We start from the raw sequence: 26677 nt of genomic DNA, 5'->3' as shown, positions 1-26677 counted from the left end.
TTACAAGCCCAGTCCCACGGCTGCGGTTCGGTGAACGCCTTTCGGGACGAAGGCGAAGCGATCTGACAGGCCGAGAAAATCGGCCGCCAGGTGAATGACGGAAAGCCACATTTCCGTCCCCTGCAAGCTCGGTTCACCACCATCGGCAAACGGGAATCCTTCGCCATCCCGCCATCTATCCAGCGCCCTTGAGATGACCTTGCGGGCGATCGCCTCGCCGTCGGCCCGTCTGTAGTCGGTCTGCCGGGCAATCAGCAGCAGAGGATGAATCGTATCGAGCAGGTTGCACGCATTGTATTTTGCGGCAACGAAGCCCTTGTGGTTGCGATAGTTGAGATGAACCGTTTCGAGTGAGGCGTGCGGGTGGGGAAGTGCCACGCCGAACTGGGCGTAGGTGCCGCGCGTCAGGCGATAAAAGCCGTTCACCGGTTGAAGCCATCCTTCCGCCGCGGTCGGTTCACCCCACAACCCCGAAACGCTGTTGGCATTGCGGCTTAGCCACTCGAAGAGCGCCTGCCGTGAATGCCTGATGCCGAAAGACTTCGCATTGAAGTACATGGCAGTTCCGATCGCATCGACCACGCTTCCGGCGTGCCATGCCCGGGTCGACCAGGGCAGGGCGCTCAGCCATTCATCCAGTTCCCCGGCCTCGAGCTCGACTGCATGGACGGGTTGGCGCGGACCTGAACCAAGCAGTTCAAGTGCATAGCCAACCGCAAGGACGTTATAGAGCGCCTTTGGATCATCCCTCAGCGCCTTGCCAAGGATGCGCGAATGTCCTTCCGGGAAAAGGCCGGTCTCTCGGTCCTGAAGACCTTGGAGACGCTCGACGGTCTCCGCCGCATCGAGATCGGGCGGCAGGTGGCCGAAGCCGGCAGCGATCTCGATTGCATCGCAGAGGTGCCGGATCGCCGGTCTGCGGATGCCGTCCGCTTCCAGCGATTCATAGGACCCTCGCGTTTTCCAGCGTGCAAGGATGTCCGGCCACTGGTCTTTCGCTTTCTGGCCGAGCCTCACCAATTGATCTTCGATGTCGCCGGTGCCGGTTTTCGTCGGCGCCGAGCCTCGGCTTCGCAGCACCCGGGCGGGCACGCCACCGGCAATTGCCATGGCGGGAATGTCCCCCGTGACCACAGCGCCGGCGGCGATCACCGCACCGTTTCCAATTGTTGCGCCATCGAGGATCACGCAATTTGCGCCGATCCAGACATCGTCGCCGATCGCGATGCCGATGCTGACGACGCCCTGGCGGTGTATAGGAATGGTCGGATCGTCGAAGCCATGATTGAAGCCGACGATCGATGCATGCGAAGCAATCCGAACGCCATGACCGCACGTCACCGTTCCGGAAACACAGGCATAGGGATTGATGGTGCAATCGTCGCCGAGGATCACATGGCCGCGAACGAGCGCGTGCCCGGCGATCCAGGACCGCTCGCCCATCGTCAGGCTTTCGGTGAAGATTGCGGCATGCTCGGCAATGTAGGACGTCTCGGCCAGTTCCGCACTGCATGATCGCCTGAGTTCCGCCTTGCGGGCGAGGTGAGTGGGATGACGGAGGTCAGACGCAATGTGTTCCCAGGTCAGGTATTGAAGCCTGCGCGCTTCCTTCTCTTCGCTCACTGACGATTGCGGGCTATTGACGTGATCCATTCTGCTCCTCATTCCCGGGTTCAACCGCAGAATATTCGTCTGACTCAGCGATCCATTGCCTCGCTGCATCAGACGGCCTGATCCGTCGAAAATCAAGACTTCCGACAATGGCGGCGCAGCCCTGGTTGAAATGGGGTCCGGCCTCCCGGCGAGCGATGCGATCACAAGCGCTCATAGCGGTTTGCCGTGTGGGCGGCCGAATTCGCGATTTGCAGAGGCGTCATGCGCCACGCACCGATCATCGGCAACGCGCTGAGCCATCTGGAAACCGTGAAGTCGAGTTAAGCCGCGTTCAGAAGTTCAGCGCTAACCGGCATTCCCATATGAAAGCCCTGGACGCGGTCGATGCGAAGATCCTTGAGAAGGGAAAATTGTGCTGCAGTTTCGACGCCTTCCACCAGGATCGTATTCCCACGATTGCGGATGAGAGCAATCATGTCCTGAAGCATCGTCAGACCGCGTGGGTTCGAGCAGTCGTGCAGGAAGGTTCTGTCGACTTTGACCGTCTGAAACTCGATTGCCCTCAGCCAAGAGAGGCCCGCGAAACCGCAGCCGAAGTCGTCAAGCCAGATCTCGACGCCGAGTGCCCGCAGATCGGCAATGCATTTAAGCACCTCCGACTGCATATCCATGTCCAGGCCCTCGGTGACTTCCAAGGCTAGTCGCGACCCGCAAACCCCGCACCGATCAAGGATATCAGCGACACTGGCAGCAAAGCCGGGGGAACGCAGTTGTATCGGCGACACGTTGACGCTGACGGTCGCCATGCGATCGGTCATCAGTATATCCCGGCATGCCGTCTCGATCGCCCACCTGCCCAGTTCGAGGATAGCACCACTTCGTTCGGCAACCGGGATGAATGTCTTCGGCGAAACCGCGGTGCCGTCCGGCATCCTGAGGCGCATCAAAGCCTCGACAGCCCTTGCTTTCCCGTTCGTCACGTCGAAGATCGGTTGGTACACGAGCGAGACCAGTTTGCGATCGATGGCGGCCGCCAGCAGCGGGACGAGTTTGCCAGCATGGTCGTCGGGGCGAGGCAAAAACGGATCAAAACTGCGAATGCAGTTTCGGCCACTTGCTTTGGCATTGTAGAGAGCAAGGTCGGCTTCACGGACTATTCGTTCAACTTTCTCTCCAACTTTCTCGCGGGTGAAGGCGACGCCGATGCTGACGGTTACGGTCGACATATCATCTGGTCGCTCGTCGTGAGCAATCGCCAAAGACTCGACTTCCATTCTGATCTTCTCGGCGAGAGTCATCGCAACCTTGGGAAGGGCAGCCGGCATGACCACGATAAACTCCTCGCCACCATACCTGCCGATCATGCCATCCGACGACCCGACAACCGCCTTCAGCGCATTGGCGATGACAGTCAGGCATCGGTCTCCTTCCTGATGTCCGTAGCGATCATTGAAGCGTTTGAAAAAGTCGACGTCGATGAGGAACACGGAGAAGTCGCGGCGTTCGTCTTTCCAGGCGGTCCAGCATTCGTCGAGCCGCCGATCCAGCGCGCGTCTGTTGCCTATGCCTGTCAGGTAGTCAGTATGTGAAAGCTCGAGCAGTGACCTTCCGCGCTCGGACGCTTCCCAATGCTGGTGGCGAGCTTCTGCCGCGTTCAGCAACACGTTTCGACGCTCCACGTTCAATCGCCAATTGACGAAAGACGTGAAGACAAAGCACGAAATGTAGAACATGCCGAAGGCAAGCTTGTAGGTCTCGCTTGAAGGAAAAAATTCCACGATCGTAATAAAAAATGCGCATAGAACGAGGCCGGAGGTGATCACCGAAAGCCGAAACGGGAAACTGAAAAACAGGTTGGCGCCCATCATGAAGATGGCGCCGAATATCATGTAGTATGACATGGCGGTGACGTCGCGGGTGGCAATCGCCGGGTAAAGCCAGCCGACATAGCCCACAAGAAGTGCAGTGGCACATGTGATGTCAAGCCAGACGGTTTTCGCGTTTGCCAGGCGCAGGGTCTCGAAAACCAGCAGCGCGATCGTTGCAACGACGAATCGCGCGGCGATCGTCACAGGCGCGACATCGGGGATCAGCCATCGGTCGGGAAGTGCGAAGGCCACATAAACGGCAACCGCGATCCAAAGACCATGTCGTGAGCTCCGCCTTCGGACAGCATCATTTTCAGTTTTCAGAGACTTGAGGGCCTCAGCGAATGAAAAACTGGCGGTGGATTCGTCGTGCTGGACATTAGCGTAAGGCGCGATCATGCAATAACACCGGCCTGACAACCATCTAAAGTATGTTGAAAAGTAAGCCATACTTCGGCGCCCTCCAAAATCGCGTTCGGCAATCTGCAACCGGTTTGTCTTATTGCTTAGCTTTGTTAGAGGGGTAGCATCTGACCCGCAAGAGTAGAATTACCCTTATCCCGTGTGGATTCTAGTCGCATCCTATTTCGAGGTTGATTATGCTTAACGCTATATCAAGGGGGTCTCGAAATGGCACAAAGCCTGGTCTTGGACGGTGAAAGTCTTGTTGCGCCCGGCGAAATTCGTCGGATCGCAAGGAGGGTTGCTGCCCCAGATCCCGGCCAACTGATCGTTGCCAGAGCCGAGCTTGCCCTCAGCCTTGACGTGTCGACCCGTCAGTTCAAGTCCGGCGTCCCCCCCCATGCGATCATCGAGCGTCTTGCCGAAGCCTTGCATCAGATACGGCGGCGCTTTCATCCGGAGGTGTGGGACGTCATCGTTCCGATCGCGCAATCTCATCCGGTTGCTCACTATCTTCATCAAGATCCATTAACCCGCTGGTCGTTCGAAAAACCGCGCGGCTATTCTGGCGACGCACGCCTTCTCGACTTCATCTACGGCCGACCTGAGATTGAGGACGCAGTCTTATCATCGAGCAACTTGGGACGCTCGATCTACGCCTACACTCGAAATGCTTCGTCGTCCGTCGCGGTGAGGGAGCGTCGAGACATTCTGGCTCGCCGCGTTGACGAAATCGCTTCGGCCCGGCCTGGTTCCACCGAAGTCCTCGCCATCGCCGCCGGGCATCTTCGTGAGGGCCCCTTGTCGGGCGCTCTCAGCGCCGGCGCGATCAGACGCTGGGTGGCGTTAGATCAAGACCCGATGAGCGTTGGAACCGTCGCCCGCGATTTCGCCGGCACGTCCGTCGAGGCGGTGAACGGGTCGGTCAAATCCCTGCTCGGTGGGAGGCATGCGCTTGGAATGTTCGATTTCGTTTATGCCGCGGGTCTCTATGACTATTTGCCAGACGCAGTAGCCGTAAGGCTGACCAAGAAGTGCGTCAGCATGCTGAAGCCTGGCGGCACATTCCTATTTGCCAACTTCTCCCCGGAGACGGACGTCGATGGCTATATGGAGACATTCATGAACTGGGCGCTGCTGTTGCGGTCAGAACGAGAGATGGGCTTGATCGCCAGTGAAAGCGTGACCGGGACGGATGTGAAGGTGTCTGTTTGGCCCGGCTCAAACCGCAGCATTGTCTACTGTGAAATTCAAAGACCGCATTAGGCCGCATGTCTGCCGTCCAATCCGGTAGTCTTCGGGCAGTCGTTTAGTTCAAACCCGGGGCGACCCTATCAGAGGCTGCATGAGAAAGGGCGTGGTTGCTCTCAGCCACGGCCTTCGAGTTGTTTATCGGCCGGGGCAAATCAGACGGCCCATGGCTGTGTCCAGTGTGGTCGTGCCCTTCACCGGCTCGCCCTCGAACCGGATCCAGCCTTCGTTGAAGCCATCGATCATACGCATCCGCGGGAGGGGGTTCTGCATGCCCTGATCGGTGAAAATCTGCTCCCAGGTGTCGCGGGCGACCGGCTCCGCCCGGACGGGTTTGCCGAGGACGGACGATAGGACAGCGGCGATATCGTTGGGTGTGACGCCCTCTGGCCCCATCAATTCGACGACCTGCTTGCCCACCCACTCCTGCTGCAGCAGTTCTGCCGCCTTGGCTCCGACGTCGAAGACAGAAACCATCGGATAGGGCTGATCGAGCGGCTGCAGGAAGCTCGAGAGGACACAGGTCTCGCGCGCCGGCGCGATATCCCAGGCCGTGTTCTCCATGAACCAGCCGGCACGCAGAAAGGCGATCGGCATTGGCAAGGCAGATAACTTCTGTTCGACGAGACCGAGCTGGCTCAAGAGGTTAGGTTCCCTGGCCTGCGCGCCGATGGTGGAGAGGCAAACGACCTTGGCAGGACGAGACGAATGAAGCGCGGTCTTCAGGGCGGCAATGACAGCGCGCACTTCCATCAAGCCAGGGGTCGGATCGAAGGTCGGCGGGATCAGCAGAAAGACGCCGTCGGCGCCGGCGAAAGCCTTGGTGAGCGCGTCGGCGTCGGTCATCTCGGCCAAGGCCAGTTCCGCGCCTTTGTCCTTCCATTCCGCTGCTTTCTCCGCATTGCGCGCGACGGCGCGTATCGGCACCCCCGCCTTCAGCAGACGCGCGGCGACAATGCCTCCGACTTGGCCTGTTACTCCGGTGATCACAAACATGGTTGGACTCCTTTGCTGCCTTCACCGCCAGCAGGTTGGCGGTGTGTTACGCTAATCATGTCCTTTGGCGGCATTTGACTGAAGCGCGCTTCTGTCACATGATTGGTGACTAAAAATCACGGATGCCCGATGTTTGACGGACGATTATTGAATGGCGTGAGCGTACTTGCCGCCGTTATCCAGAGCGGAAGTTTCGCGCGGGCGGCGGAGTCAATGGGACTATCGGCGTCGGGTGTCAGCCGCGCCATTTCCCGACTGGAGGGGAGGATCGGTCTGCGGCTGCTCGACCGGACAACACGCACGATGCGGCTGACCGATGACGGCGCGCGGTTCTACGAACAGGTGGCCCCACTCTTGAGCGGTATCGAAGAGGCTGCGCAGACAGCTGTTGGCGCCAGACAGGCGGTGCGTGGCCGACTGCGAGTCAATGTCGATCCATATTTCTCACGCCTTGTGCTCGGCCCCCGGCTCGGCGCCTTCCTCGATCGTTACCCGGATATCCAGATCGAGATCATCACCCGCAACGAGATCGGCGATCTTGTTGCTGATGGCATGGACGTCGCGGTGCGCTTTGGCGAGCCTGCACAGAGGTCGCTTATTTCGCGCCTGTTGATGCAGACGCGCGTGATCACGATTGCGGCTCCCGCTTATATCGAGCGGTATGGTCGGCCGAGCCGTCCACAGGATTTGAGCGAGCATACCTGTATCCAGTTCCAGGACCCGCTGACTGCAAGGCCTTTCGAATGGGAGCTTCGGTGGGGTGAAGAGGTCGTCTCGATCGAGACCCGCAGCCGCATTTTAGTCAACGATGCCGGCACGACCTTGGCGACCTGCCTTGCGGGGATAGGCATCGCGCAAGTCTTCTCACTCGGGATGGCGGATTATCTGAGCAATGGGCAGCTCGTGAACCTCTTTCCCGACTGGTCGGACGAGACATTCCCGCTCTACGCCTTCTATCCCTCGCGTCAGCATATTCCGGCTAAGGTCAGGGCCCTTATAGATTTCTGCGTCGAGATCATCAAATAGACGGAGGCGCCGCGTCGTGCGCCTCTGCCGGCTTAAGCCGGCCGCGGCTTTCTGGTTCTGGGAAATTTATCGTCTATGGGTTCTTTCATGCTTGGGAGGAAGTCGATGTGATATCTCCGGCCGTAAAGCCCTTGTCAGATGCGTTCTATGCGGACCGGATACTCGCCGCGCACCAGCAACGGCTCGAAGCCATTGTCGAAGCGGCCGAGCCGGATCAGCCCGTCCCAGCGGTAATCTGCGTAGAACAGGGCCAGGTTACCCCACGGTTTGAAGTAGCAAAGGTCGCCCGGCTGCTCGTTTCCGAAAGCACCGCTGCCTTCTTCGGTCAGCTTGCGCGGCAAATGGACGATCTTTTCGTTCCTGCTGTAGTCCTCGATCGTGAGGTTCAAGGGCAGCATGGAAACGAGATCGCGCGCAGTCGGATTGTCGAAGAGTGTCGCGGTCAGGCTTAGCTTGTTGAAGCCTATCCTGATCCTGACGTCTGTCGCCTCGGGATCCCCCGGGCCGCGGTCGTTCTGCCCTTGCGCCACGAGAGGGAGAGCGGCGGCCGCCAAGGTTCCACCCAGCACCGCGCGACGGCTCATGACTTTGGATGTCGTCGACATTGCGCGCCTCGCGTCAGACAGGTTGAGCCGTGGGCCGAAACAGGATTTCGTTGATGTCGACATCGTCTGGTTCGTTCACCGCGAAGGCGACCGTTCGGGCGAACGTGTCCGCGCTGATGGCGATCTTGCTGACGAACACCTTAGCGCCCGCCTGGATGTCCTTTTCGCTGATATGTTCCAGGAGTTCTGTGCTCACTGCGCCGGGTGAAATGATCGTGGTGCGGATGTTGAATGGCTTCACTTCCTTCCGCAGCCCTTCCGAGAGGGCACGCACGGCAAATTTCGTCGCGCAGTAGACGGCGGCACCCGGATCGACCACGTGGCCGTAGACGGAGGACACGTTGATGATGTGCCCCGACTTCTGCGCCTTCATGTGCGGAAGCGCTGCTGCGATGCCGTAGAGCACTCCTTTGATGTTTACGTCGATCATGCGATCCCACTCGTCAACTCTGAGCCGTTCGAGCGGCGCAAGTGGCATCAGGCCGGCATTGTTCAGCATCACGTCGATGCGGCCGAACGTGTTGACGGCCGTGTCGACAAGCGTCTTGACCTGAAGTTGGTCCGTGACGTCGGTTTGGACTGCCTTTGCCTTATAGCCTTTGGCGGACAGCTCCTCAGCCAGATTGGCGATGCGGTCGCTACGTCGCGCGCCGAGGACGACGGACGCGCCGCGTTCGGCAAGGTGACGGGCGGTGGCTTCGCCAAGTCCGCTGCTTGCCCCGGTAATGACGACCACTTTGTCTTCGATTCCTTGGGACATGATGATCTCCTGTTATGAGGTTTCTGAAGGTTCAGGAACGGCGACCGGCGAGCGCGGCAAGGACTGCCGAACCGGCAAGAAGGCAGGCAGCCAGAAGGAAGGTGCTCCACCATCCCACGGTGTCGAACAGCATGCCGCCAGCGAAAGCGCCGCCGGCAATGGCAAGTTGGATCAGCGCCACCTGCAGCCCACCTGCCGCTTCCAACTCACCGGGGACGATAGCGGCCATCCAGGTGTTCCAGGCGACCGGAATCGGCGTCGAGAAAAATCCCCACATGACGAGCAGGGATGCGGTAACCGCCGCGATTGGCCCGAGAGCGATCAGCAGCAGGGCAAGGACCGCAAGAGTAGCCGGCAAGCCTACGAGAACGAGGAGGAGGTGGCGCCGGGCGACGAAGCCAATGACGGAGGTTCCAGCCAGTCCGCCGACGCCGAGGCCGAGAAGCACCATGGACAGAACATTCAATTCCAGTCCTGTGACGCCTTCGAGGAACGGACGAAGATAAATAGACAGCGCGTTCTGGCCGATGAAGGCGAGAGCGGTCGCCGCCATTCCAATCGCGAATGTGCGATTGCGCAGCAGCCCGAATATTCTGGCCACCGAGACGGTTGATGTCGCCGGCATCCTCGGCAGGACGACCAGTTGCCAGACGAGCGCGGCAAATCCAATCGGTACCGTGATGAAGAAGGTTCCGCGCCATCCGATCAACCCGCCAAGAAAACTGCCGAGCGGCGCGGCAAGGACGAGGGCGAATGCGGTGCCACCTTGAAGAAGCGCAATGGCCTTGGGCAGGTCACGGTCTGACGTCAGGCGTGCCAGAATAGCCGTCGACAGCGACCAGAAACCGCCGATCGACACGCCGACCAGGGACCGCCCGACGAGAAAGACAAGGAAGTTGGGTGCGAGGGCAACCGCCAAGCTCGATACAACAAGAACCGCGGTATAAAGCAAGACGACAGACTTCCGGTCGATCTTCGCCAGGAAGGCGTTGCCGAAAAGGCTGGTGACAACCGCGAAGACCCCCGACACGGTGATCGCCAATCCGGCCTGCCCCTCTGACACCGAGAGGTCCCTGGCGATCGGGGTCAGAAGGCTCACAGGGAGAAACTCCAACCCCACCAGAAGGAATGTAAGAAGCGTAAGACAGATGACAGCAGACCACGAGGTCGCCGTGTCGTCCGTCAGTGAGGTCTCATTCAATGTCAACTCGACGGTCATTCATATTCTCCTGTCCGTTGCCAGATAGATAGCTGGACTGGTTTTGCGCGACTAGAAGCTATAATCTGAACATCGTGATGAAGGAGATTCAACAATGCGGCGCGACGAGTTCACGGAAATGCGTGCGTTTCTGGAGGTGGCTCAAGAGCGGAGTTTCACGCGCGCTGCATCAAAGCTGGGAGTCACGCGCTCGGCGTTGAGCCATACGATCAGCGCGCTCGAAGCACGGCTCGGCGTCCGGCTTCTCTCCCGCACGACGCGTGACGTGGCTCCCACGGCGGCCGGTGCGCGCCTGGTGGAAAGTATCCAGCCGCATTTCGAGAGCATCGCCGCCGGGATCAGTGCCCTCGGCGTGCTGCGCGACAAGCCTTCGGGCACAGTCCGCCTCGTATGTCCCGATGACGCCGTGGAGCTGGTCTTCCGTTCGAGGCTCCCGGCATTTTTACGGGAATGCCCCGACATCACCGTGGAACTCATCGTCGACAACGGTTTCACAAATATCGTGGAGCGCCAATTCGATGCCGGCGTGCGGCTCGGCGAAGCGATTGCGCGCGACATGGTGGCCGTTCGCATTGGACCCGATATCTCTTACGCCGTGGTCGGATCACCCGGATATTTTGCGGCCCGCCCTGTGCCTTCGACCCCGCATGACCTGACGGACCACAATTGCGTCAACCTGCGTCTTCCGACGTCAGGCGCTCTCTATGCCTGGGAGTTTGAAAAGGATGGACGCGAGTTCAGCGTACGTGTGGAAGGCCAGCTCGTGATGAGCAACATAGGGCCGGCGATCAATGCCGCTCTCGATGGCGCCGGGCTGTCTTATGTGCCGAGAGACCTCGTCCGGCAATATTGTGACAGCGGTCAACTGAACGAAGTGCTCGCGGATTGGGCGCCAACATTCCAAGGATATCATCTCTATTACCCCAGCCGGCGCCATCCATCCCCTGCTTTCTCCGCCTTCGTCGAAGCTTTTCGCTACCGGCATCGGTAACCAACACTCATGTCGGGAAGCTCTGCCGGACAACGGGGCGCAGCACGCTGCGTCCCTTGCTTATCGAAGGTTGCCGAGGGCTGTTACCGGGCGCTGTCGATGATTGCGCCGCCGTCGGGGGTAAGGCTGTATCCCGTAATGAATTGGGAATCCTTGCTGGCCAGGAACAGCACCACCGGGGCAATGTCGTCTTCCGGCGAGCCGAAACGAGCGAGCGCATTCGTCGGGGGAGGGATATCCTTTTTCTCGGCGCCCCAGGTGTCCGCGATCGGCAGAACGTTGTTCACGGTGATGTTGTCGGCACCCCATTCGCGTGCCGCCGTGCGAGTGAGCGCGCGCACAGCCTCCTTGGCCATATTGTACGGAGCGTAACCAGCCAACCCCACGGTGCCGGCCATCGAACCGAAATTGATGATCCGCCCTTCTCCGCCTTCTCTCAGGTGAGGACAGCAAGCCTGCATGAAGCGTAGATATGCGATCGGCCCGGTGTCGAAGTTCCGTTGCAGTTGCTCGACCGAAAGGTCGATGACCGAAGACAAGACCGCCGAGCCATCGAAAGCATTGTTCACCAGAATGTCGATGCGGCCGTATGTAGCGACAACCTTGTCCACCGCGGCCGTGATCTGATCGGCTTCACCCACGTCGCAGACGACGCCGAGGGCGGTGCCGCCCGCTTCGGCGATATCATCGACAACGCGTTCGACGCCTTCGGATGTCCGCGAAAGAACTGCGACCTTCGCGCCTTCGGCCGCAAACAGCTTTGCGGTGGCGCGGCCAATGCCGCGGCTTGCGCCGGTGACAATGGCAACTTTTCCATTAAGTCGACCCATGTGTATCTCCATTTGATAAGGCTTAGGAATCATCGAGGTGTCAGTGGGCAGCGGCCTGGACGTAAGGCGAAGGGACGTTGCGAGCGTCGTTCTGCGTCATGAACGAGGTGATCAGCAGCGCCAGGCCGATCGCCGCTGGCAGAGCACCGACAGGTTTTCGAACGCCGATATGCGCCAGACCCGACAGAAGCAGATGAAAGAAGATACCCGCATAGGCGAGATCGCTGAGCGGCACGCTGACGCGCGAAAGGATTGCGATCGGGCCGAAGACCTTAACAATGATCATGAACGGAACGAGGCTATTCGCGCTGTATCCGAGTTCCGTCAGCGCTTCACGAACCCACTGTTTCCTTGTGGCGTACATGTAGGCTGAAGCGAGATAGAGCGCGGATAGAAGTGCCGTGCTGATCCAGTATCCGTAAAATTCAAGCATAAGCTCATCCCTGTCGCTGCCCACGCAGCAACATTCCTCTCGTCGAGTCTGTCGGTTTCTATGTGAGAGGCGCTCCTTTTACTGCGCCCCCCTGATGCACGGATGGAAAATGTCGTCTAAGGTCTATCTTTGCAAGTAGGATGAATTACTTGCAGCTAGTATGGAAAACCAGACTATGGCCGATGGCGAAATCAATATGCATGAGGAGATGCGTCGCGCATTCGCGCTGCTCTCCGGCAAATGGAAGCTGGAAATCATGTGGCTGCTCCATCAGCGGGTCCACCGGTTTGGCGAACTGAGAAAGGCTATTCCCGGCATCACCCAACACATGCTGACGGCGCAGCTCCGCGAGCTCGAAGCAGACGGCCTCGTGTCCCGCACCATCTTTGCGGAGGTTCCTCCGCGCGTCGAATATGAGATCACGCAAAAAGCGCGGGGCCTCGGTCCCACCATGGAAGCCTTGACGGCATGGTGGAATGAGTACGGCAAGAGTGTGCCGGTGAAACCGAGCACACGCGGTCGGAAAGCCAGAGATGGCTGAACTGCCTGTGGGTCGATTGCTATCCTTGCCGCAACCGCTTTAGCCAGTGCTTCATGCGAATGCTCGGAACGATCGGAATGATCACATTCACGAAAAACTCGAACCGGACTTGTCCCAGCCTTCCTTGATCGTTTCCATTGCGACATTCGTCGATGTGCTGGCAACGTGAGGCAGCGTCGAGATGCGCTCGCCGAGGACGCGGCGGTAGCGGCCGATATCGCGGGTGCGGATCTTCAGCAGATAGTCGAACCTGCCGGCGATCATATGGCACTCTTCGACTTCGCTGATCTTCTTGATGGCATCGTTGAAGCTCTTCAGCGCGTCCTCGCGGGTATCGGAAAGCTTCACCTCGACGAAAGCAATATGGTCGAGCTGCATTTTCGACGGATTGAGGATGGCCTTGAAGCCTTCGATATATCCGTCGCTGATCAACCTTTTGAAGCGGATCTGGCACGGTGTCTTCGACAATCCGACACGCGCGGCCAGATCGGTGATCGACAGCCTTCCGTCCTCGGCGAGTGCAGCGAGGATCTTTCTGTCGAACTGGTCCAATTCACTAAAGATGTCGGTTTCAGCGGCCATTTGACCTCTCAAGTGTGAATTAATAAGTTCATACAGCCTGTAAATGGCTGAAATCAAGTGAGATCGCGATTTGAGGCTGTGGTAGATTGTGGGCCGGGCAGAAGAGTGCTGAAATCGGTATCGGCGCCGCGCTCAAAACGGGGATCATTCATGCACAACAAAGAAGCGGATGACGATCGGGCGCCGGACCTGCTCGCTCACTACCGGCCGCTTGCGATGAGAGCCGTGGCCGCGGCGCTCACCCTCAAGCGCGACAGACCGGATGCCCGCCCGTTGCGAGAGACGGAATATTCCGGCCCCGCCTGCACGGACGATGATCAGTGGGACGACGAGTCCGGCATCTCGTTCATCCGTTAAACCAGATATCGATTGATAGGTACTTTCATGTTGAACGCAGCGATCGACCCCGCCCCCTGCAATAATCCGACCGACGGCGCGCCGTTTTCCGGCTTTGCCCCACCGATCCGACCGCAATCCGAACTTCGCCAGGCCATTACGGCTGCCTATCGCCGGCCGGAAACCGAATGCCTGCCGCCGCTCGTTGCGGCAGCGCGCGTCTCCGAGGCAAAACGCTATGACATTCGCAGCACGGCCCGCAGCCTGATCGAGGCGTTGCGCGCCAAGCACAAGGGGACCGGTGTCGAAGGGCTGGTGCAGGAATATTCGCTCTCCAGCCAGGAAGGCGTGGCGCTGATGTGTCTCGCCGAAGCGCTGCTGCGTATTCCCGATACCGAAACCCGGGACGCGCTGATCCGCGACAAGATCGCCGAGGGCAACTGGACCTCCCACATCGGCGGCGGTAAATCCATGTTCGTCAATGCCGCAACCTGGGGGCTCGTCGTTACCGGCAAACTCACCTCGACGGTCAACGACCGAAGCCTTTCGGCAGCGCTGACGCGGCTGATCGCGCGCGCCGGCGAACCGGTCATCCGTCGCGGCGTCGATATGGCGATGCGCATGATGGGCGAGCAGTTCGTCACCGGTGAAACGATCGCAGAGGCGCTGAAACGCGCCCGGCCGCTGGAAGCGCGCGGCTTCCGTTATTCCTACGACATGCTGGGCGAGGCGGCCACGACGGGCGCCGATGCCGAGCGTTATTACCGGGATTACGAAAAGGCGATCCACGCCATCGGCAAGGCGTCGGACGGACGCGGCATCTATGACGGCCCGGGCATTTCGATCAAGCTTTCGGCCCTGCATCCCCGTTACGTGAGGTCGCAGGCCGGCCGGGTGATGAGCGAGCTGCTGCCGAAGGTCAAGGCGCTGGCTGTTCTCGCCAAGACCTATGATATCGGCCTCAATATCGACGCCGAGGAGGCCGATCGGCTGGAGCTTTCACTCGATCTCCTTGAGGAGCTTTGCTTTGCCCCTGATCTTGCCGGATGGGACGGGCTGGGCTTCGTCGTGCAGGCCTATGGCAAGCGTTGCCCTTTCGTCCTCGACTATATCATCGATCTCGCCCGCCGCTCCGAGCGCCGGGTCATGGTCCGTCTCGTCAAGGGCGCTTACTGGGATGCGGAGATTAAGCGCGCCCAGCTTGACGGTCTCGACGACTATCCGGTCTATACCCGCAAGATCTACACCGATGTCGCCTATGTCGCCTGCGCGCGCAAGCTGCTCGATGCTCCAGATGCGGTCTTCCCGCAATTTGCCACCCATAATGCGCAGACGCTCGCCACGATCTATCGTCTGGCGGGTCCTGATTTCACCGTCGGCAAATACGAGTTCCAATGCCTGCACGGCATGGGCGAACCGCTCTACGACGAGGTCGTCGGAAAGGAAAAACTCGACCGGCCCTGCCGCATTTACGCGCCTGTGGGAACGCATGAGACGCTGCTCGCCTATCTGGTTCGACGTCTTCTCGAAAATGGCGCCAATTCCTCCTTCGTGCACCGCATCTCCGATCCGAATGTCTCGGTCGAGGCGCTGATCGCCGATCCCGCCGAAATCGTCGCATCCATGCCTGTCGTTGGCGCGCCCCACGCGCAGATCGCCTCGCCGAAGGCTCTTTACGGCAACGCCCGGACCAATTCCGATGGTCTCGATCTCTCGAACGAGGCCACCCTTTCGGATTTGGCTGAGGCGCTCGTCTCCACGGCTGCTGCCCCCTGGCATGCGTTGCCGCTCCTTGCCGACGGCTCTACGGATGGGGTGACGCGTGATGTTCTCAATCCTGCCGATCACCGTGATGTCGTCGGCACGGTGACCGAGGTGAAGGTCGAAGAGGCTGCGCGCATCGTTCGCATGGCGGCCGAGCATGCGCCGCAATGGGCTGCCGTGCCGCCGGCCGAGCGTGCCGCCTGCCTGGAGCGGGCCGCCGACATCATGCAGGCCCGCATCAAGGTGCTGATGGGCATCGTCATGCGCGAGGCCGGTAAATCGGCGGCCAATGCCGTCGGCGAAGTGCGTGAGGCCATCGACTTCCTGCGCTACTACGCCGAGCAGGCGCGCAAGACGCTGGGCCCTTCGCATGCGCCTCTCGGCCCGATCGTCTGCATCAGCCCGTGGAATTTCCCGCTGGCGATTTTCACCGGGCAGGTCGCCGCAGCCTTGGTGGCAGGCAATCCCGTGCTTGCAAAACCGGCCGGCGTCACGCCGATCATCGCTTCGGAAAGCGTGAAGATCCTCCACGAGGCGGGCGTGCCCGTCGGTGCTTTGCAGTTCGTGCCCGGCAGCGGCCGTCTCGGCGCCGGCATGGTCGGGGCGGAGGAGACGGCAGGCGTCATGTTTACCGGGTCGACCGAAGTTGCCCGCATGATCCAGGCGCAACTGGCCGAACGGCTGTCGGCAGGCGGCAAACCGATTCCGCTGATTGCCGAAACTGGCGGCCAGAACGGAATGATCGTCGACTCCTCGGCTTTGGCCGAGCAGGTGGTGGCCGACGTCATTGCGTCTGCCTTCGACAGCGCCGGTCAGCGCTGCTCGGCGCTCAGGGTTCTCTGCCTTCAGGACGATGTCGCCGACAGGACCCTCAATATGCTGAAGGGCGCCTTCCGCGAACTGACGATCGGCCGTGCCGATCGGCTGAGCATCGATGTCGGCCCAGTCATCAACGACAGCGCAAAGACGGAGATCGACCAGCATATCGAGCATATGCGCGGCTTGGGCCGCAAGGTGGATCAACTGCCGCTGCCCGAAAGTGCTGCGGCGGGGACCTTCGTTTCGCCGACGATCATTGAGATCAAATCCCTGGCAGACCTGACGAGGGAGGTCTTCGGCCCGGTCCTGCACGTCGTCCGCTTCAAGCGAAACGGGCTCGACCGTCTGATCGACGACATCAACGCATCGGGTTATGGTCTCACATTCGGGCTTCACACCCGGCTTGATGAAACGATCGCGCATGTGACCAGCCGCATCAAGGCTGGAAACCTCTACGTCAACCGCAACATCATCGGCGCCGTCGTCGGCGTGCAGCCGTTCGGCGGCCGCGGCCTGTCGGGAACGGGTCCGAAGGCCGGCGGTCCGCTTTATATCGGCCGGCTGGTGCAGCGTGCGCCCGTGCCGCCGCAGCAGGATTCCGTTCATACGGACCTCGCCCTTCGTGACTACATCGTCTGGCTCGACAAGAAGGGCCTGTCGGGCGAGGGGGAAGTGGCGCGTGGATATGCGAGCCGCTCGGCGCTCGGGCTCGAACGCGAACTCACCGGTCCGGTCGGCGAGCTTAATCTCTACGCGCTCCATCCCCGCGGTCGTATTCTCCTCGTGCCGCAGACCGAAGGCGGGCTTCATCGCCAGATCGCCGCAGCCCTATCGACCGGCAACCAAATCGTCGTCGACGCCGGTTCCCTATCGAAATCAGTGCTGGCGGATCTTCCATCGGCTGTCGCCAGCCGAATTTCCTGGACCTCGGATTGGGAAAAGGACGGGCCGTTCTCAGGTGCCCTCGTCGAAGGGGATCGCGACAGGGTTCTCGCCGTCAATCAGAAGATCGCTCACCTGCCCGGTCCGCTGCTGCTGGTCCAGGCCGCGACGAGCGAGGAATTGGCGAGCGATCCCGAAGCCTATTGCCTGAATTGGCTGCTCGAGGAGGTGTCGACCTCGATCAACACCGCAGCTGCCGGCGGCAATGCAAGCCTTATGGCCATCGGCTGAGTAGAACACGAGGGCGCAGAAAATGCGCCCTCGAAACTCCAGGCGGAAAAGAGGGCCTCTTCCCATACCGGCGGGCCCTACTGAGCGCTGCATGACCGGAAGCGTGTCATTCCAGTAATATGCGTAGACGATTCACTTCATGCAGGTGGAGAGAGGTTCAGTCGAAGAAGCCAGCATCCTCTTCCCTGAGATATCGCTTGGCCGCCTCGGCGTCGATATCGAGGCCGAGCCCCGGCGCTTCTAGTAGGTCCACCATGCTGTCCTTCACGATCTGCGCCGGCAAGCCGATGACCAGATCCTCCCACCAGGGGTCGGAGGCGCTCGGATATTCGAAGGCGATATAATTTGCCGGCAAGGTGGCGCAGACATTGATCAATGCGCCGAGCCCCAGCAGGCCGTTAGCTGTGCCGTGCGGTGCCATCAGGATCGAGTGCATGTAGGCGTGCTCGGCGACCCATTTGAGCTCGGCAATACCGCCAATATCGGCTGGATCGGGGCCGATGACGCGTACCGCCTGCGTCTCGATCAGTTCCTTGAAATTGTGCCGCAGGTAGATCTGCTCACCAGTGTGGATCGGCGTCGAGGTGGAAATTGTCAGTTCCCGATAGGCCTGCGGATTGACCCACGGCACATAGTCGCCGGTCAGCATGTCCTCGAGCCACATCAAATTGTACTTCTCTACCGCGCGCGCGAACTTGATCGCATCGGGCAGCATCCAGCCCGGACCGCAGTCGAGCGCCAGGCTGACTTTGTCGCCCAGCACTTCCTTCATCGCGATCACGCAGTCGAGCATGTGATTGAAGCCGCGCTCGCTGATTACGCCCTGATCCATGGCACCGTGATAGCCGGCCTTCTTCTGCGTCACGCCGTAGTGGAAATCCTCGATGGTGTCCTTCATGTTGGAGTGGAACGAGATCCCTTGTTTGACCATGAAGAAGTTCTGCGGCTGCTCCATCATCCATTTGACGTCAGCGGCGTAATCCTCCGGCCGGTCGCCGGTGCGTTTCTGGCGGATCGAGCCGTTGTAGACGCGCACCTTGTCGCGCACCTTGCCGCCGAGCAGTTTATAGGCGGGCACGCCCGCCGCCTTACCGGCAATATCCCACAGCGCATGCTCGATCGCGCTTACCGCCGCGCCGTAGGGCTTGAAAGAGCCGCGTTGGCGGATCTTCAGCATCACTCTCTCGACGTCGGTCGGGTCCTCGCCGATCAGCGCTTCGCGGAAATGCAGCACAAAGGGCTTGAGGTAGGACTTGGTGAACTCGACTTCGCCCAAGCCATAGAGGCCCTCGTCCGTGACGATGCGGACGATCGGATGTTTGCCGATAACGGCGCAGCGCAGATCGGTGATCTTCATCTTCGTTCCTTTTCGCCTCAGCTCCAGGTGCGATCCCAGGAATACTCATCGTCCCAGCGATCCGTGGGCTGCCAAATGCCGGTGACGCCCGGCTGCAGATGTTGCGAGATCACCTCGTCGACGACGTCGTCAATCCCCAGGCCCGGCTTATCCGAAACAGTGATAAAGCCGTCCTTCACCAGCGGCTTGGGAAGGCCGGTGACGATATCGTCCCACCAGTCGACATCGGCGGAATGGTATTCGAGCGCCATGAAATTTTCAGTCGCCGTCGCCACGTGTGCGGCGGCCATCGCAGCGATTGGACTTTCTGCCATGTGGATGGCCATGGCGACACCATGGTCCTGCGCCATGTCGCCGATCTTCTTGGTCTCGAGGATGCCCCCACTGGTAAGCAGGTCCGGATGGATAACGGAGATACCGCCGCTCTTGAGCAGAGGCTCGAAGCCCTCCTTGAGGTAAATGTCCTCGCCAGTGCAGATCGGCACTGTGGTTGAGTCCTGCAGTTGTCGGTACTGCTCAGTGTACTGCCATGGGATCACATCCTCGAGCCAGGCTGGCACGTATTTTTCAATTCGCCTGGCAAGACGAATGCCGTTCTGCACCGAGATGTGGCCGATATGGTCGATGGCGAGCGGAATATCCATGCCGATGACCTCACGAACCTCGGCAATGTATTGCTCAAGGAAGTCGAGGCCCTTGTCGGAAAAGTGGAGGCCGGTAAACGGGTGCGGGACGTTATGCAAATCATACGTAGCGTTACGCACGCGCCGCTCTTCAATGGTCTTCAGCGGGCCGCGGCCGGGGTGGCTGCGGTACCCTTCAAGGGAACCGGCAGGAGACACGACCGCACCGGGCACATCTGCGATCTGCATCAGCCCCAGATCCATCTTGAGGAAGGTGAAGCCGAGCTCCATGCGCTGCTTGAGGCGCCTGCCGGTCTCGGTGCCGCTGGGCACGGTGGCATCGGTGTCGCAGTAGACGCGCACTTTGTCCCGAAACCGGCCCCCGAGCATCTGGTAGATGGGGACGCCATAGGCTTTGCCGGCAAGATCCCACAACGCGATTTCGACCGCCGATACGCCGCCGCCTTGCCGGCCGTGCCCGCCGAACTGCTTGATCCGGCGAAACAGGCGGTCGATGTCGCAAGGGTTCTCGCCAAGCAGCCGGCTCTTCAGCATCAGCGCGTAGGTGGCGCTGGCACCGTCGCGCACCTCGCCAAGCCCGACGATGCCCTGGTTCGTGTAAATCTTGAGCAGCACTGAAGTGAACGGCGCGCCGACAATTTCAGCTACCCGCATGTCGGTAATGCGAAGGTCGGACGGCTTGGAATGCGTATTCACCCGATTAAGCGCCTCGTCGGCTCCATCTGCCTCTGGCATGATCTATCCTCGTTCTGTCGGCGGGGTTCGTGCGCGCACGGCTGCGGCGGCATAGAGACTTGCTAATCGAGACTTGCTAATCCAGCTCTATCTCGTGATCCTGAAGGTAGTCGCGGTTCATTTCGATGCCGAGACCAGGCTTGGGCGTAAGCTTGAGGCTGCCGTTCGAAACATCGAGTGGTCTGTCGATAAGATGATCGTATTTGCCGAGGTTCCACTCCGACGTTTCGAGTTTATAGAAGTTGGGAACGGCCATCATCACCTGCGCTCCCGCAACCACGTTGATCGGTCCTGCGGCGTCATGCGGCGAGACCGGGATGTAGTAGGCTTCGCATAGGGCAGAAATCTTCTTGAGTTCGGTAATGCCGCCGGTCCAGGTGACATCAGGCATGATGTAGTCGGCGAGCCTGTTTTCGAGCACCGGCACGAAATCCCACTTCGTATGGCCGCGCTCGCCCCACGAGATAGGTGCGCTGACCTTCTCACGGACCTGTCTGAGAGCGTTGAGGCTCTCCGGTGGACAGGGCTCCTCGAACCAGTCGATCTGACCAGCTTCCTCGAGGCTCCGACAAAGGCGAATGGCGGTGGGAACGTCGAACCGGCCATGGGCATCGATGAGGATGTCGACATCAGGGCCCGCCGTTTCACGGATCAAAGCCGTGAGTTCGGCGGCTTCGCGCTCATCCTTACGGGTCATGCTGCCGTCGAGGTAGCCGTCCCGCTGTTCGCGCGCCTGTCCATCGCCGCTGCGGCCCTGGTATGGGAAAGGATCGAACTTGAGCGCAGTGTGGCCGGACTCGACGATGTCTCGAATTTCCCGGACCACAGCCTCTTTGCTGGTAAACTTGGCCTGGTTGGGATGGGTGTAGAGCGTGATTTCATCGCGTACCGGTCCACCCAACAGCTCGTAAATTGGCTTGCCCAAGACTTTGCCTTGGATGTCCCAAAGGGCTATGTCGATGGCGCTGACACATTCGACTGCGGCGCCGCGACTGCCCATGTAAGTGAAGCTGCGGAAAATCTTGTGCCACAGATACTCGATACGCGCCGGGTCCTCGCCCGTCAGAGCGGCACCGATCTGGCGCAGGATCGTGCAGAGGGCGCGATTGGCGAGCCTTGTCGTGGTGGTGATCTCTCCCCAGCCGCTCACCCCCTCGTCGGTCGTCACTTCGACGAACAGAAACTCTCCCCAATAAGAAGCATCGGATCTGATTAGCCACGGCCGAACGCTGGTGATTTTCATCTCGACTGCCTTTGCTTAAGTGGTCGGGATAACGATATCCCAGGCGATGTATTCTATCCTGCCCGAGCGGCGTTACGCGCCCGCATGTGTTCGAGGATGTGCCGGCCGGAGCCCTCGACATGGCGTGCAATGAGTTCGGCTGCCTCGCTCGCATTTCCCGCTTTTACATGCGCGATAAGCTCGCGATGCTCGCTAAGGATCGCGGCACGCCGGGCGAGCGTGAAGTTGAAACGCCGGCTCACGGCTCGAAGCACTTCGCGATGCTTCCACCAAAGCTCGGCGGCATGGCGGTTGTAGTGCTTTTGGTACATGACGGTGTGAAAGGCGGTGTCCAGCTCGCTGTGCCTGAACGTGTCCGCGAAGTCGTTTTCTTCAATCAGGCCCTGGATTCGTTCGAGCTCAGCAATGTCTTCGACGGTGGCCATATTCACGAACCATCGCGTCAGGGCCGGCTCGATCAAGACTCCGATCTCGTAGATGTCGCGAACAAAATCCTGGTCTATCGGCCGCACGCGTGCTCCGCGGTTGGGAACGAGGGTGACAAAGCCCTCGCCACGCAACAGTTGCAGAGCCTCGCGCACGGGGTTGGTTGAGGTACCGTGGCGCCGGGCGAGATCGGTGACCACAAGCCGCTCGTTGGCAGCGAGCCGCCCTTCGATGATGTCTTCCCTGATCAGTTGATAAAGCGAGGCGCCCTCGCTGGAGGCCCCGATGGGGTCGATCCCTTCGGGGGGCTTTGCTTTGAAATCGCTTGTTTCGGCCAAGACGGTCCCCATCAATACACATATTGGTCCGATATCACGCAAGGCTTCTCGAAACAATGTACGATTTCTTCAATTGACAGGCAATCTACAATCTGAAAACGTATGATCTGGTCGAAGGGATACATTGGGTGGAAGTCCCGCGGCCGGGAGCAAAGACCGCTTGCCTCGACGCAAAGCGGCTTGGGAGAACCTGGAGGATACCTATGACGAGGATTTCACTCGGCGGTGCCGCCGTGCGCGCAACTGTATCCACTGCTTTGATGCTATCGTTGATGTCCGCGTCTGCACTGGGCGCGCCGGTCGACTTGAGCAAGTGGTCGCCAGAATATGTGCGCTCCATTGCCGGCACACAGGACTTTGACACGGCGGGCGATTGCGCCAAGGTCACCCCCCTCGACTACAAGGGGCGACTGACTTTCTGGTATCAGGGCGTGTTCGAGGGTGACCCCGACCTCCTGCGCCAGTATTACAAGGAGTTCTTCGAGACCTTCCGCAAGACCTATCCAAACATCCAGCTTGAGGAACAAGCCCTCACCTATAACGACCTGCTGGACAAGTTCCGTACCGCGCTCCTTGGCAATGCAGCGCCAATGGCGGTGCGTCTGCAAATCCTGGGCGGCACCGAGTTCGCCTCGAAGGGCTATCTAGAACCCCTCAAACCAGAGGACGTAGGATATTCGACCGACGACTTCTGGCCCGGTGCAATGAAGGCCGTAACCTGGGAGGGGGTGACCTACGGCATCCCGACCAACAACGAGACGATGGCGTTCATCTGGAACGCCGACGTCTTCAAGCGTGCAGGCCTCGATCCGGAAAAGGCTCCGGCAACCTGGGATGACGTCGTCAAATATTCCAAGCAGATCCACGACAAGCTCGGCATTGCCGGTTACGGCCTCGTGGCGCGCAAGAACGCCGGCAATACGCCGTATCGCTTCATGCCGCAGCTGTGGGCCTATGGCGGCGGCGTTTTCGACGAAGCCACCGCCAATCCGACCTACAAGCAGGTCCAGCTCGACAGCCCGCAGAGCAAAGCGGCATTGCAAGCCTCCTACGATATGTATGTCCGCGACAAATCGGTTCCGGTTTCGGCGCTCACCAATCAGCAGGCAGATAACCAGCCCCTCTTCCTCGCTGGCCAGCTCGGCATGATGGTCTCGCACCCCTCCGACTACAACGTCATGCTCGACCTGCAGAAAAAGACGACGGGCAGCGACAAGGACAAAGCGCAGACCGTCATCGACAATATGCGCTACGGCCTGATTCCGACTGGCCCCGACGGCAAGCGTGCCGTCGTGTTTGGCGGCTCGAACATTCACATCCTGAAGCCCGAATATGTCGAGGGCGGCAAGGTCGACGAGCCGGCTGCAAAGGCTATCAGCTGCATGTGGGCAAGCCCCGAATGGTCGCTGAAAATGGCTTATGCCGGCTCGAACCCGGGAAACCTTAACGGCTTCAAGACCAAATGGATGAAGGAACGCCTGGACAGTATCAAGTTCCTTGATGTCACGACTTCGATGCTGCCGTACGGCATCCCGTTTCCGGCGCTGCCCCAGTCCCCCGAGATCATGAACATCATCGTCCCGGACATGTTGCAGAACGCCCTCACCGGAGCCATGACTGTCGACCAGGCAGCCGACGACGCAGCCAAGAAGGTAAAAGACCTGACGGACGGCGGACTTTAGTCCACGCCTGCCGACTGACCGGCTGCGCCTCCACCGCAGCCGGTTTCTTCCGAAGAACAAGGGCAGGGCACAGTGACGATCTTGACTGGCAAGGCCGAGGCGCGCCGAAGACTGCAACCCGACAGGTCAGGCGTGCTGCGAAAGATTTGGGAGCATCGCGCTGACTACGCGTACGTGCTTCCCGCAATCGCCGTGATGCTCATCGTCATAGCCTATCCGATCTACTATACGATCGAGCTGTCGTTCTTCAACACACCGCCTGGCCTGCAGCTCCGCGACAAGATTTTTATCGGCTTCGACAACTACACTGCCATCCTCACAAGTCCGGTGTTCTGGACAGTCACCTCGAACACTCTGATCTGGACTTTAGGATCCACTTTGATCTCATTTGTCCTGGGGTTTGCCTGCGCCCTGGCGCTTCATCGCGACTTTGTCGGCCGCGGCATCCTGCGGGCCATCCTGATCATTCCCTGGGTCATCAGCGCGGTCGCCGCGTCCTATATCTGGAAGTGGATCTACCATTCGGACTTTGGAATTATTGGCGCGGTGCTGGTCGGCCTCGGATTGGCCGACAGGCCGCCGAATTTCATCGACAGCGTCAGCACAGTGCTGCCTTCCCTGATCGTCGTCAATATCTGGCGGGAGTTTCCGTTTGCCATGATCATGATGATGGCTGGCCTGCAGACGGTTCCCGATCAGTTGCTGCGCGCCGCAAAAGTTGACGGAGCCAATGCATGGCAGCGGTTCTGGCACGTCACTTTCCCGCATTTGAGAAACGTCTCTACGGTGACGATCCTTCTGCTGGCAGTGGCCAACTTCAATTCATTCATCATCCCCTGGATCATGACCGGCGGCGGGCCGTCGAACGCATCGCACATCTGGATCACCCACATTTATGAGCTCGCCTTCGGCCGCCAGCGCTGGGGGGTGGCATCGGCCTATTCGGTGCTGCTGTTCCTGATCCTGATGTCGTTCGGCTACTTTTACGTCCGTGCTCTGAGCGGCAACGAGCGGAAGGATGGGAGCGCATGAGCACGATTGCCGAGACTGCTCCTCGGGTTAAAGCCCGTCGCCGTATGCGCATCGACGGATGGCGGTGGGGCGGACGCATCTTCCTCGTGTTCATGATGCTTTACACCGCGTTGCCGATGATCTGGATGCTGATCACCTCGATCAAGTCCGGCTTCGCGGCCATGCAATTCCCGCCGCAATGGTGGCCCGACCAACCCACCCTTGCCAGCTACCAGAAACTGCTCGATCCGCAAAACAGCGTCGGCCAGGACTTCCTCCGCTTCTTCTGGAACAGCCTTTTCGTCTCCACCGCCACGACCATCCTTTCGGTCATCGTGGCAGTACCTGCGGCCTACGCGTTTTCGCGCTTCACCTTCCCGGGCCGAAACTTTCTGTTCTTCGCCGTCTTGCTTCGCAACATGTTCCCGGCCGTGATCTTTCTCGTGCCGCTCTTCATCCTGATGCGCGCGATCGGGCTGGTGAACACGCATGCGTCGCTCGTCCTCACCTACCTCACATTTGGCCTGCCGCTGGCAATCTGGCTCCTCAAGGGCTTTTACGACAACATTCCGGTGCAGCTCGAGCAGGCGGCGCGCATCGACGGCGCGACGCGGTTCCAGGCCTTTGTCCTGATCGTGATGCCGCTCTCGACGCCAGGAATCATCGCCACGGCGATATATTCCTTTATCGGCGCGTGGAACGAATACATCTACGCATACACCTTCCTCTCCAAGAACGAGCAGTTGACGCTGCCGGTCGGCATCCAGCGCTTCTTTTCGGAAAATACGACGGACTTTCCGGGCCTGATGGCGGCCAGCTTTATGATGAGCGTGCCCGTCGTGGTCCTGTTCCTCGTCCTGCAACGATACTTCGTACGCGCCCTCACGGAAGGCGCAGTCAAGCACTAGAGGAGTTGCCGGTGGCCCACGTGGTCCTTAACGATCTGGTCAAGACCTATGGCAGCTTCAAAGCTGTTAACAACGTTTCGCTGACGGTCAACGACGGCGAATTCGTTGCGCTCGTCGGCCCTTCAGGCTGCGGCAAGACAACCACGCTCAATCTTGTGGCGGGGCTCATCCCCATTACATCTGGCGACATCGTCATCGGCGACCGGGTGGTCAACGACCTCGACCCCAAGGACCGGGACATCGCAATGGTGTTCCAGAACTACGCGCTCTATCCGCAGAAATCGGTCTACAAGAACCTGGCCTTCCCGCTGCAGATGCGCAAACTGCCAAGGGACGAGATCGACCGGAAGGTCAAGGAAGCAGCGCGCGTGCTCGACATGACGCAGCTGCTCGAGCGCAAGCCACGCGAACTTTCGGGCGGGCAACAGCAGCGCGTGGCGCTCGGCCGTGCCCTCGTTCGCGATCCGGCGGTATTTCTGATGGATGAACCCCTCTCCAACCTCGACGCAAAGCTGCGCGTGCAGATGCGCTCAGAGATCAAGCGTTTCCACCAGGACCTCAAGGCGACGATCATCTACGTGACGCACGACCAGCTCGAAGCGGTAACCATGGCCGACAGGATGGCGGTGATGAACGGCGGCTACCTGCAGCAATACGATTCACCGGCGCAGGTCTTCGCCCATCCGGTGAACATGTTCGTCGCCAGCTTCGTCGGCAGCCCGGCGATGAGCCTTGTTCCGCTGGAGGCATCAACGGCAAGCGGCAACACTGTGTTGACCAGCGCGGAGGGCTGGCACTTCGAGCTCTCGCCACACAACGCCCAGAAGGTCTCAAGGGCAACAACCAAGAAAGTCGTGCTCGGCGCACGTCACTCGGCGATCAAGCTGCACAAGAGTGCGGTACCAGGAAGCATCCCTGCCAAGGCCTATACGGTGGAGCCGACCGGAGACGTCACCTTCGTACAGGCGTTGCTGTCTGGCGCCATCGTCAACGTCAGCGTGCCGCCGACCATTGCCGTTGCGCCCGACGAGCAGATTTGGCTCGAGTTCGACCAGGAGCGGATGCATCTGTTCGACGGCGAAACAGAAATGGCCCTCAAGGCCAACTGAGACCAAGCGGATGC

23 protein-coding genes are annotated in these 26677 nt (G+C 59.9%); 10 read left to right on the top strand and 13 right to left on the bottom strand.

Annotation, left to right across the window (positions count from 1 at the left end):
• Both ACM5SV_RS02700 and ACM5SV_RS02695 read right to left on the bottom strand, forming a co-directional pair.
• Window positions 1-1653, bottom strand: a complete 1653-nt coding sequence (locus ACM5SV_RS02700) for an acyltransferase (protein ID WP_419425001.1) — start codon at window positions 1651-1653, stop codon at window positions 1-3.
• Between the two features lie 281 nt (window positions 1654-1934).
• Complete coding sequence (locus ACM5SV_RS02695; RefSeq protein ID WP_017995975.1) at window positions 1935-3932, bottom strand: putative bifunctional diguanylate cyclase/phosphodiesterase; 1998 nt, start codon at window positions 3930-3932, stop codon at window positions 1935-1937.
• Between the two features lie 180 nt (window positions 3933-4112).
• On the opposite strand from ACM5SV_RS02695, the gene ACM5SV_RS02690 reads away from it, so the two are divergent.
• Entirely contained in the window at window positions 4113-5150 is a 1038-nt protein-coding gene (locus ACM5SV_RS02690) for a class I SAM-dependent methyltransferase (RefSeq protein WP_419425000.1), read from the top strand.
• Between the two features lie 123 nt (window positions 5151-5273).
• Here ACM5SV_RS02690 and ACM5SV_RS02685 read toward each other — a convergent pair whose 3' ends face one another.
• Complete coding sequence (locus tag ACM5SV_RS02685) at window positions 5274-6131, bottom strand: NmrA family NAD(P)-binding protein (RefSeq protein WP_003562192.1); 858 nt, start codon at window positions 6129-6131, stop codon at window positions 5274-5276.
• A gap of 129 nt (window positions 6132-6260) precedes the next feature.
• Here ACM5SV_RS02685 and ACM5SV_RS02680 point away from each other — a divergent pair, with 129 nt between their 5' ends.
• Window positions 6261-7157 carry a LysR family transcriptional regulator gene (locus ACM5SV_RS02680; protein ID WP_003562191.1) on the top strand — a complete coding sequence of 299 codons (897 nt, stop codon included), beginning with the start codon at window positions 6261-6263 and terminating at the stop codon, window positions 7155-7157.
• Between the two features lie 134 nt (window positions 7158-7291).
• Here ACM5SV_RS02680 and ACM5SV_RS02675 read toward each other — a convergent pair whose 3' ends face one another.
• Genes ACM5SV_RS02675 through ACM5SV_RS02665 form a run of 3 tightly spaced genes read right to left on the bottom strand, consistent with a single transcriptional unit; the run spans window position 7292 to window position 9741 of the window.
• On the bottom strand, window positions 7292-7762 hold the full coding sequence (locus ACM5SV_RS02675) for a cyclophilin-like fold protein (RefSeq protein WP_003562190.1): 471 nt from the start codon (window positions 7760-7762) through the stop codon (window positions 7292-7294).
• A 13-nt stretch (window positions 7763-7775) separates the two neighbouring features.
• Window positions 7776-8522 carry an SDR family oxidoreductase gene (locus ACM5SV_RS02670; RefSeq protein WP_221969043.1) on the bottom strand — a complete coding sequence of 249 codons (747 nt, stop codon included), beginning with the start codon at window positions 8520-8522 and terminating at the stop codon, window positions 7776-7778.
• Window positions 8523-8553: 31 nt separating this feature from the next.
• Window positions 8554-9741, bottom strand: a complete 1188-nt coding sequence (locus tag ACM5SV_RS02665) for an MFS transporter (protein WP_017995971.1) — start codon at window positions 9739-9741, stop codon at window positions 8554-8556.
• A 94-nt stretch (window positions 9742-9835) separates the two neighbouring features.
• On the opposite strand from ACM5SV_RS02665, the gene ACM5SV_RS02660 reads away from it, so the two are divergent.
• Window positions 9836-10732 (top strand): LysR family transcriptional regulator, encoded by an 897-nt coding sequence (locus tag ACM5SV_RS02660; RefSeq protein WP_221975118.1) that lies wholly within the window; start codon window positions 9836-9838, stop codon window positions 10730-10732.
• Between the two features lie 83 nt (window positions 10733-10815).
• Here ACM5SV_RS02660 and ACM5SV_RS02655 read toward each other — a convergent pair whose 3' ends face one another.
• Together ACM5SV_RS02655 and ACM5SV_RS02650 are read right to left on the bottom strand one after the other, a co-directional pair.
• Window positions 10816-11562 carry an SDR family NAD(P)-dependent oxidoreductase gene (locus ACM5SV_RS02655; RefSeq protein ID WP_419425049.1) on the bottom strand — a complete coding sequence of 249 codons (747 nt, stop codon included), beginning with the start codon at window positions 11560-11562 and terminating at the stop codon, window positions 10816-10818.
• 40 nt (window positions 11563-11602) lie between these two features.
• Window positions 11603-11995, bottom strand: coding sequence for a DoxX family protein (locus ACM5SV_RS02650; protein ID WP_221975117.1), 393 nt, complete (start codon window positions 11993-11995; stop codon window positions 11603-11605).
• A gap of 160 nt (window positions 11996-12155) precedes the next feature.
• Here ACM5SV_RS02650 and ACM5SV_RS02645 point away from each other — a divergent pair, with 160 nt between their 5' ends.
• Window positions 12156-12536 carry a winged helix-turn-helix transcriptional regulator gene (locus tag ACM5SV_RS02645; RefSeq protein WP_128406446.1) on the top strand — a complete coding sequence of 127 codons (381 nt, stop codon included), beginning with the start codon at window positions 12156-12158 and terminating at the stop codon, window positions 12534-12536.
• 87 nt (window positions 12537-12623) lie between these two features.
• Here ACM5SV_RS02645 and ACM5SV_RS02640 read toward each other — a convergent pair whose 3' ends face one another.
• On the bottom strand, window positions 12624-13118 hold the full coding sequence (locus tag ACM5SV_RS02640) for an Lrp/AsnC family transcriptional regulator (protein ID WP_128406445.1): 495 nt from the start codon (window positions 13116-13118) through the stop codon (window positions 12624-12626).
• 150 nt (window positions 13119-13268) lie between these two features.
• Between ACM5SV_RS02640 and ACM5SV_RS02635 the strand changes: the two genes are divergently transcribed.
• Together ACM5SV_RS02635 and putA are read left to right on the top strand one after the other, a co-directional pair.
• Window positions 13269-13475, top strand: a complete 207-nt coding sequence (locus ACM5SV_RS02635; protein WP_419424999.1) for a hypothetical protein — start codon at window positions 13269-13271, stop codon at window positions 13473-13475.
• 27 nt (window positions 13476-13502) lie between these two features.
• Window positions 13503-17210 carry a trifunctional transcriptional regulator/proline dehydrogenase/L-glutamate gamma-semialdehyde dehydrogenase gene (gene putA / locus ACM5SV_RS02630; protein ID WP_419424998.1) on the top strand — a complete coding sequence of 1236 codons (3708 nt, stop codon included), beginning with the start codon at window positions 13503-13505 and terminating at the stop codon, window positions 17208-17210.
• A gap of 157 nt (window positions 17211-17367) precedes the next feature.
• Here putA and ACM5SV_RS02625 read toward each other — a convergent pair whose 3' ends face one another.
• From ACM5SV_RS02625 to ACM5SV_RS02610, 4 genes are all read right to left on the bottom strand, one after another.
• On the bottom strand, window positions 17368-18567 hold the full coding sequence (locus ACM5SV_RS02625) for a mandelate racemase/muconate lactonizing enzyme family protein (protein ID WP_222052435.1): 1200 nt from the start codon (window positions 18565-18567) through the stop codon (window positions 17368-17370).
• A 17-nt stretch (window positions 18568-18584) separates the two neighbouring features.
• Entirely contained in the window at window positions 18585-19946 is a 1362-nt protein-coding gene (locus ACM5SV_RS02620) for a mandelate racemase/muconate lactonizing enzyme family protein (protein ID WP_222052436.1), read from the bottom strand.
• A gap of 76 nt (window positions 19947-20022) precedes the next feature.
• The gene (locus ACM5SV_RS02615; protein ID WP_222052437.1) at window positions 20023-21189 is read right to left on the bottom strand and encodes a mandelate racemase/muconate lactonizing enzyme family protein; all 1167 of its coding nucleotides are present in this window, start codon (window positions 21187-21189) and stop codon (window positions 20023-20025) included.
• 53 nt (window positions 21190-21242) lie between these two features.
• Window positions 21243-21953, bottom strand: coding sequence for a GntR family transcriptional regulator (locus ACM5SV_RS02610; RefSeq protein ID WP_003562179.1), 711 nt, complete (start codon window positions 21951-21953; stop codon window positions 21243-21245).
• A 203-nt stretch (window positions 21954-22156) separates the two neighbouring features.
• On the opposite strand from ACM5SV_RS02610, the gene ACM5SV_RS02605 reads away from it, so the two are divergent.
• The 4 genes from ACM5SV_RS02605 (at window position 22157) to ACM5SV_RS02590 (ending at window position 26663) form a co-directional block, all read left to right on the top strand.
• The gene (locus ACM5SV_RS02605; RefSeq protein ID WP_128439846.1) at window positions 22157-23635 is read left to right on the top strand and encodes an ABC transporter substrate-binding protein; all 1479 of its coding nucleotides are present in this window, start codon (window positions 22157-22159) and stop codon (window positions 23633-23635) included.
• A gap of 72 nt (window positions 23636-23707) precedes the next feature.
• Window positions 23708-24667 (top strand): carbohydrate ABC transporter permease, encoded by a 960-nt coding sequence (locus ACM5SV_RS02600; protein ID WP_221975110.1) that lies wholly within the window; start codon window positions 23708-23710, stop codon window positions 24665-24667.
• The gene (locus ACM5SV_RS02595) at window positions 24664-25554 is read left to right on the top strand and encodes a carbohydrate ABC transporter permease (protein WP_128450169.1); all 891 of its coding nucleotides are present in this window, start codon (window positions 24664-24666) and stop codon (window positions 25552-25554) included. Before ACM5SV_RS02600 ends, ACM5SV_RS02595 begins: the two co-directional genes overlap by 4 nt.
• An 11-nt stretch (window positions 25555-25565) precedes the next feature.
• Window positions 25566-26663 (top strand): ABC transporter ATP-binding protein, encoded by a 1098-nt coding sequence (locus ACM5SV_RS02590; RefSeq protein ID WP_128450170.1) that lies wholly within the window; start codon window positions 25566-25568, stop codon window positions 26661-26663.
• Window positions 26664-26677 lie beyond the last annotated feature (14 nt).

It is taken from the genome of Rhizobium sp. CRRU65 (genome assembly GCF_048551595.1).
GTDB classification, from domain to species: Bacteria; Pseudomonadota; Alphaproteobacteria; order Rhizobiales; family Rhizobiaceae; genus Rhizobium; species Rhizobium leguminosarum_J.
This window is presented reverse-complemented; position numbering and strand designations above follow the sequence as displayed.